This window comes from Cobetia sp. QF-1 (genome assembly GCF_002213105.1).
Classification (GTDB): Bacteria; Pseudomonadota; Gammaproteobacteria; order Pseudomonadales; family Halomonadaceae; genus Cobetia; species Cobetia crustatorum.
Genome location: NZ_NBVS01000007.1, coordinates 65122 through 71199, shown reverse-complemented (window position 1 = coordinate 71199; position 6078 = coordinate 65122). Strand labels below are relative to the sequence as shown.

4 protein-coding genes are annotated in these 6078 nt (G+C 55.1%); all 4 read left to right on the top strand.

All coding sequences use genetic code 11. The features are described 5' to 3' along the window. Window positions 1-106 precede the first annotated feature (106 nt). The 4 genes from CFN46_RS13255 to CFN46_RS13240 are packed head-to-tail and all read left to right on the top strand — an operon-like array spanning window position 107 to window position 6061. Window positions 107-1741, top strand: a complete 1635-nt coding sequence (locus CFN46_RS13255; RefSeq protein ID WP_176426477.1) for a TolC family protein — start codon at window positions 107-109, stop codon at window positions 1739-1741. 40 nt (window positions 1742-1781) lie between these two features. Next, the gene (locus tag CFN46_RS13250; protein WP_024950579.1) at window positions 1782-2582 is read left to right on the top strand and encodes an efflux RND transporter periplasmic adaptor subunit; all 801 of its coding nucleotides are present in this window, start codon (window positions 1782-1784) and stop codon (window positions 2580-2582) included. Continuing rightward, window positions 2579-3955, top strand: coding sequence for an efflux RND transporter periplasmic adaptor subunit (locus CFN46_RS13245; protein WP_024950578.1), 1377 nt, complete (start codon window positions 2579-2581; stop codon window positions 3953-3955). The genes CFN46_RS13250 and CFN46_RS13245 overlap by 4 nt, the downstream gene beginning before the upstream one ends. Window positions 3956-3958: 3 nt before the next feature. Further along, window positions 3959-6061 (top strand): HlyD family efflux transporter periplasmic adaptor subunit, encoded by a 2103-nt coding sequence (locus CFN46_RS13240; protein WP_088743754.1) that lies wholly within the window; start codon window positions 3959-3961, stop codon window positions 6059-6061. The last annotated feature ends 17 nt before the right edge of the window (window positions 6062-6078 follow it).

Here is a 6078-nt window from a genome sequence, read left to right as displayed (position 1 = left end):
GACTCAAGAACACCAAAAAGCATTTCGCTATCGGCTTTAGTCACAAGATTCATTCCCGCCTGAAATGAAAGGCGGGCATACAAGAGTAAGGGACAGGGGATACATCATGACGGGACTAACGACTGGGTACGCGTTTCAGGTATCGCCTGAGCTAGCGCCCAAAGGGAAAGGGCGCCTCAAAACATTGGCGACCATGGTCGCCATCAGTGCAGCGGGCGTTGTGTTGTCCGCATGTGGCACCGTACAACCTGAACCACTGGGGCGTCAGGATATTGCGACAGCGATACAGGGTGATGAGGTGTTGTTTCAGCAGATGACGCCCGCGATTACAGAGCCTTTGGATCTCAATCATGCGATGGCGCGCGCACTCAAGTACAACCTTGATAATCGCGTCAAGCTGATGGAACAGGCCTTGGCAGAACAGAGCTTCAACCTTGCCAAGATGGATATGCTGCCCGTACTCGCGGCCAATGCTGGTTTTACTAGCCGTAGTAATGAAGATGCGTCTTCCAGTGAAAATGTGCGTACTGGTGTACAGAGCCTTGCCCAGTCCACTTCTGTGGACAAGGATCGCTCGAATGCAGACTTGCGTCTTTCATGGAATGTATTGGATTTTGGCGTCAGCTATCTCAAGGCCAAGCAGGAGTCTGATCGCTTCCTGATCGTCAAGAGTGCGCGTCGTGACATTATGGCCAAATTACTTCAGCAGACACGCAGCGCCTACTGGAAAGCTGCTGTTACGCAGAAGCTCAAGCCTCGTATTGACGTCTTGCTCATTGATACCGAAAAGGCACTTGGCCAGTTGGAGGAAATTCAACGCGAGAAACTGCGTGCACCGTTGGACGTACTCCAGGAGCAACGCCAATTGCTGTCGATCATGCGTAATCTCAAAAGTTTGCAGCGCTCAGTCGAAACGTCGCAGATTGAGTTGGCGAGTTTGATCAATCAATCGCCCAATGCAGAAATTCCACTTGAATCACCTAGTGAATTACCAGCACTGCCACCGCTGCCTTCCAATGATCTTGATGTACTTGAGCGTGTTGCTCTCGCCAATAGCGGAGAATATATCGGTCAGCTGTATAACGCCCGAATCGCTCAACGGGAAGCGCGTAAGAGCATGTTGCGCTTGCTGCCCGGGCTTGAGTTCTCTTACAGCGCGAATTACGACAGCAACAGTTATCTCTATAACGACACCTGGGCGCAGGCAGGGGTTCGTGTCAGCTGGAATATCTTCCGCCTGCTCGCGATTAACGAGATCAAGGCACAGAACGAAGCGCGAGATCAGATGGTTGAGGCACGTCGCCTGGCCAGCAATATGGCAACACTGGCACGCGTGAATTTGGGTTGGCAGCAATATCACAATTCATTGGACAGTCTGAGCATTGCTCAGCGTTTTCAGGCGCTCGATGAGCAAATTGCTGACTTCAGCAAACAAGCGCGTGCCAGTCGTGCCATCTCCGGTACAGCCTCTTTGCTGAATCAAGCCAAGGCACTGAATTCAGTGTTGAGTAACTCGCTTGCTTATGCTGATGCGCAAGATGCTTACGGTGGATTCCTGTTCAGCCTTGGATTCAATCCGGTACCCGAGGACTATCAGCGTTACGATGTCGATGCGCTGGCCAACAATCTGAATGAAGCATTCCGTCAGTGGTCAAGTGGCACCTTGCCGTTGCAGGACCCTGCATTTTGGCTTGAAGCACAACCCGAGGCTACCGCAACACAGGGGCAGGCGAGTCTGTGAGACAGCGCCTCGAACTTTTCTGAACAGGGACGCTGCCGATATGACAGTACATGACGATCGAAAGCGCTATTGGGCGAAACTGGGCGGCATTCTGCTGTGCGTTGCGTTACCTGGACTCGCTAGTGTGACTCACGCTGCTGATGTGCCGACCGTTCGCGGTCAGGTCAGTGCTATCAACTCTACCATTCTGGCGGCGCCTCTTTCGGGGCGCTTGCTGGAGGTCAACCGGCGTGCGGGGGAAGAAGTGAAGAAGGGCGAAGTCCTTATCCGTTTTGACTGCCGTTCGCTCAAGGCTGAGCGAGCTGTCGCGAGTGCACGACTGTCCGGGGCCAGCTCTCAATACAAGGTCAACAAACAGTTGGCGCGTTACGACAATGTCAGTCAGTTGGAGGTAGATCTTTCGCGTGCTGCCGTCAATGAGGCTAGCTCGTCGGTTAAGTTATCGGATGTCTACTTGAGTGACTGCACTATCACGGCCCCGTTTGATGCCGAGGTAGTGTCGCGTGCCGTTAACCCTTACCAATTCGTTTCCAATGGCGAGCCGATGCTTGAGCTTGTAAGTTCGGATCAGCTCGAAATTGAGGCAGTCATTCCCGCCATGTGGTTGGGACAGGTGGGTAACGGCACAGAAATGACGTTCAAGGCCGATGCCACCGGTGCAGAGATGTCCGGCAAGGTTGTACGTGTAGTCGATAGCATTGATCCTGTCAGCCAGACGCTCAAAGTGATTGCGCTACCTGACACAACGCCAGATGTAGGCGTCAAGCCAGGCATGAGCGGTGAAGTACGCTTCCCTTCATTGAATCCGTTGTCAGTGGATAGTGGAGACGCGACACAATGAATCGGCGTGTTGAAATGTCAGGTAGCGTGACGACGGACCGCCTGGCAGGGCTGATCACTCTTCAAAAGCGCCTGATGGGTGCCAAGGGACGACGCGAAGCTGAATATGTGCTCGTCAATGATACGGCGTATTTGTTTCCTGCTCGGCAATTGCTGTTGGTCAGTAACGGCAAGTTGACGGCGCACTCCGGCGCCACGGATGTCGAGCAGCAGAGCCCTTATCTTCATTGGGTGCGTCGGGTAATCAAGGCCCTCGAGCTTGATCGTACGGATATTTCTCGCAAGGTATCGGCAGAGTCAGCTGACAAGCCTGAACAGATAGTGCTCATTACTCCAGAGCGGTTGACTGAGCGTGATTCAATCCTGGGGGGGCAATGGAGTGAGCATTGGCCGCGCGAAGGTATCTGGGTACCCATGGTATGGCGAGGGCGTATCGAAGGTGGTCTGTTGTTGCTGCGTGAGAAGCCCTGGAATGAATCAGAACAGCGCTTGCTGACCCATTGGGTACAAGGTGCTGAGAATGTACTGGCGCGACATTCAGGACGAACGCGCGCTCCTCTCGGCAAGCGCCTGTTATGGGGAGCCGTGATCGCTACGCTAGCGCTATTGATGCTGGTGCCCGTTCGTTTATCCGTTCTGGGTCAGGCGGAGATCGTGCCGGAGGTCAGTAGTATCATTCGCTCGCCATTGGATGGTGTGTTGAAGGAGCTGTCCATTGCACCCAATCAGCAGGTGAAGCAAGGGCAGTTGTTGGCCAGGCTGGACGATGCTGAGCTCAAAGGGCGACTGGCTGAAGCTAGTCAGTCGTTTGCAGTGGCGCAGGCCGAGTATGCACGTGCGCGCCAGCGTGCCTTCACCGATCGTGCGGCGAGTGCAGAAGTGCCGCTGCTGTTGGCTCAGGTCAAGCAAGCGCGTGCTGATGTTAACTTTCTAGAGGAGCAGCTGACGCGAGTCCGCGTAGAAGCACCTCGTGATGGCGTTGCCATCATTGGTGATGCCAGCGATTGGGCAGGACGGCCGGTCAGGTTAGGGGAGCGTCTGCTCGAAGTGGCTGATACACGAGGTGCCGAAGTGGAGATCTGGCTGCCAAGTGCGGACAACATTCCCTTGCAGGAAGGCGCGGATGTCTCGCTGTTTCTCAATGTTGATCCCTCGCAGGTACGTGATGCCCACCTGACGCACGTCAATTATCGTGCCGAGCTGGCACCAGACGGCGAGTTGGCATATCGGGCGCACGCACTTTTGCGCGATACCGAGCATCTGCCGCGTGTTGGCTGGCGTGGTACCGCCAAGGTCAATGGTGAGAAAGTAACGCTTGGCTATTATTTGTTCCGGCGACCTTGGGCATCTCTGCGTAGCTGGATTGGGTGGTAGACGATGATTTCTCAGCCTCCACCGCTTGCGGTCTTGCGCCAGGACTTGAAGCTGCATCCCGTTGAACAGGATCGTGATGGTAAGCGGCGCTGGTTGCTACATGACCCTGTTGCTCAGCGCTTTTATCGGCTAGGCGAATCTGCCATTGAATTATTGCCCTTTATCAGAGGAGGGCAAGAGGCCACAGTGGCCAAAGAGGCCAGTTCAAGCCTTGGGCGTGAAGTACCGGGTGAGCAGCTGCGCATCTTGTCTGATTTTTTACGCCAGCATGATCTGGTGTGCGGTGATCCGGGGCAGCAGGAGCGCTATCAGCGCCGCCTGGAATCGCGTCCCAAGGGATTGAAGTGGTTGATGCATCACTATTTGTTTGTGCGTATCCCACTTGCCAATCCTGATCGCTGGCTGGATCGACATCTGAACAAGGTTCGTTGGCTGGGCAGTCGACGCTGCTTCTGGGGTCTGCTTGCCATGTTGTTACTCGGACTCTGGCTGACGGTGCGTCAACTGGATACCTTCCTGGCAAGCTTTGCAGCTCTGGGCGCGATAGGGGGTTGGCTGACACTGGGCATCGCACTGGTGTTCGTCAAAGTTCTGCACGAACTAGGTCATGCATTTGTTGCCAAGGCCAAGGGAGCTCGAGTTCCCACTATTGGTGTGGCCTTCATTGTAGGCTGGCCAGTGCTGTACACCGATACTAGCGATGCATGGCGTCTGACGGAGGGCAACGATAGGGTCAAGGTGGACATTGCCGGTGTCGCGGTTGAAATATCGATCTCGATATTGGCGCTGCTTTGTTGGCACCTGTTACCGGAGGGTGTGCTGCGAACGATCTGCTTTTGGTTAGCGACCACCACCTGGATCATGTCAGCGTTGGTCAACTTCAATCCGTTGATGCGCTTTGATGGTTATTACCTACTTTCCGATGCATGGCGTCAGCCTAATCTGGAACCCCGCTCACAGGCGCTTGCGCGCTGGCAGCTGCGTGAGTGGTTGTTTGGATTCAAGGAACCCCCCCCAGAGCGACCCCGACGTGCGTTGATCGGCTTTGCAATGGGCGTGTGGGTTTATCGTTTATTGCTCTTCTTGGGCATCGCCTTGGCGGTTTATCACTTTTTCTTCAAGCTACTCGGCATTGTGCTGTTTGCCGTAGAGATCTGGTATTTCATCATGCGGCCTATCATTAATGAAATACGGCGCTGGTTCAGCGAAGGGCGCAAGCCGCGGGCTAACATGGCTTTGTTGCGTACATCGTTGATCGTGGCGGCACTGGGTGTTTTTCTGTTGTGGCCATGGCAAAGCGAATTACGCCTTCCAGGCTGGTTGGAGCAAGCCTCGACTCGCCTGGAAGCTCCGTTTGGTGGCCGTGTCAGTCTGTCAGTCAGGCAGGATGAATCCGTGGTCTCGGGGCAATCACTGGCGACCATCAGTGCTCCCGAGGTGGCTCAGCGACTGGCCACGGCTCAGCGACGCACTGAGCAGCTTGATTGGCGACGCTCTGCCAGTGGTTTGGACCGTCGTCTTCTTCAGGAGAGTCCTGTGGTCCAGGCTGATCTCACGGTTCAGCGGCAGCGTGTCAATGCGCTTGAGGCGGAGCAGGCTACGGGCCGTTTGATGGCACCTTATACTGGTCAAGTACATTCCGTGAATCCTGCACTCATGGAAGGAGGCTGGGTGGGTAAGGGCGAATGGCTGATGACGTTACGCAACCCTGATAATGTTCATCTTACGGCGTGGGTTGAAGAAGAAGAGGTACTGCGTATTTCTGCTGATGCAACAGCATGGTTCTATCCGTTGTCTCCTGCGGGTGAGCCAATGGAAATGCGCGTCACCAACGTAGAGCCACAATCGGTAGAAGTGCTGGAGCAGCCCGAAATGGCGATCCCTTATGGTGGGCCATTGCGCGTGCGCGAGGGGCCGGAGGGTGAGCTTGAGCTGAGGCGCAGTCTCTATCGCGTGACGTTGAAGCCCATGGATCATGAACAGGCATTGATACAGTCCATCCCTGGACGACGGGGCGTGGTCAATGTGCAGACCGAAGCGCGCAGCTTGGTCAGTCGCACATGGCGAGAGGCTGTCGGTGTCTGGCGGCGAGAGTCTGGCTTCTAAGCGAGTGGTGGCGTTCT

Excerpts from the sequence above, each read along its gene's own strand:
- CFN46_RS13255 (WP_176426477.1), top strand. The coding sequence starts at position 107 with ATGACGGGACTAACGACTGGGTACGCGTTTCAGGTATCGCCTGAGCTA.
- CFN46_RS13250 (WP_024950579.1), top strand. The coding sequence starts at position 1,782 with ATGACAGTACATGACGATCGAAAGCGCTATTGGGCGAAACTGGGCGGC.
- CFN46_RS13245 (WP_024950578.1), top strand. The coding sequence starts at position 2,579 with ATGAATCGGCGTGTTGAAATGTCAGGTAGCGTGACGACGGACCGCCTG.
- CFN46_RS13240 (WP_088743754.1), top strand. The coding sequence starts at position 3,959 with ATGATTTCTCAGCCTCCACCGCTTGCGGTCTTGCGCCAGGACTTGAAG.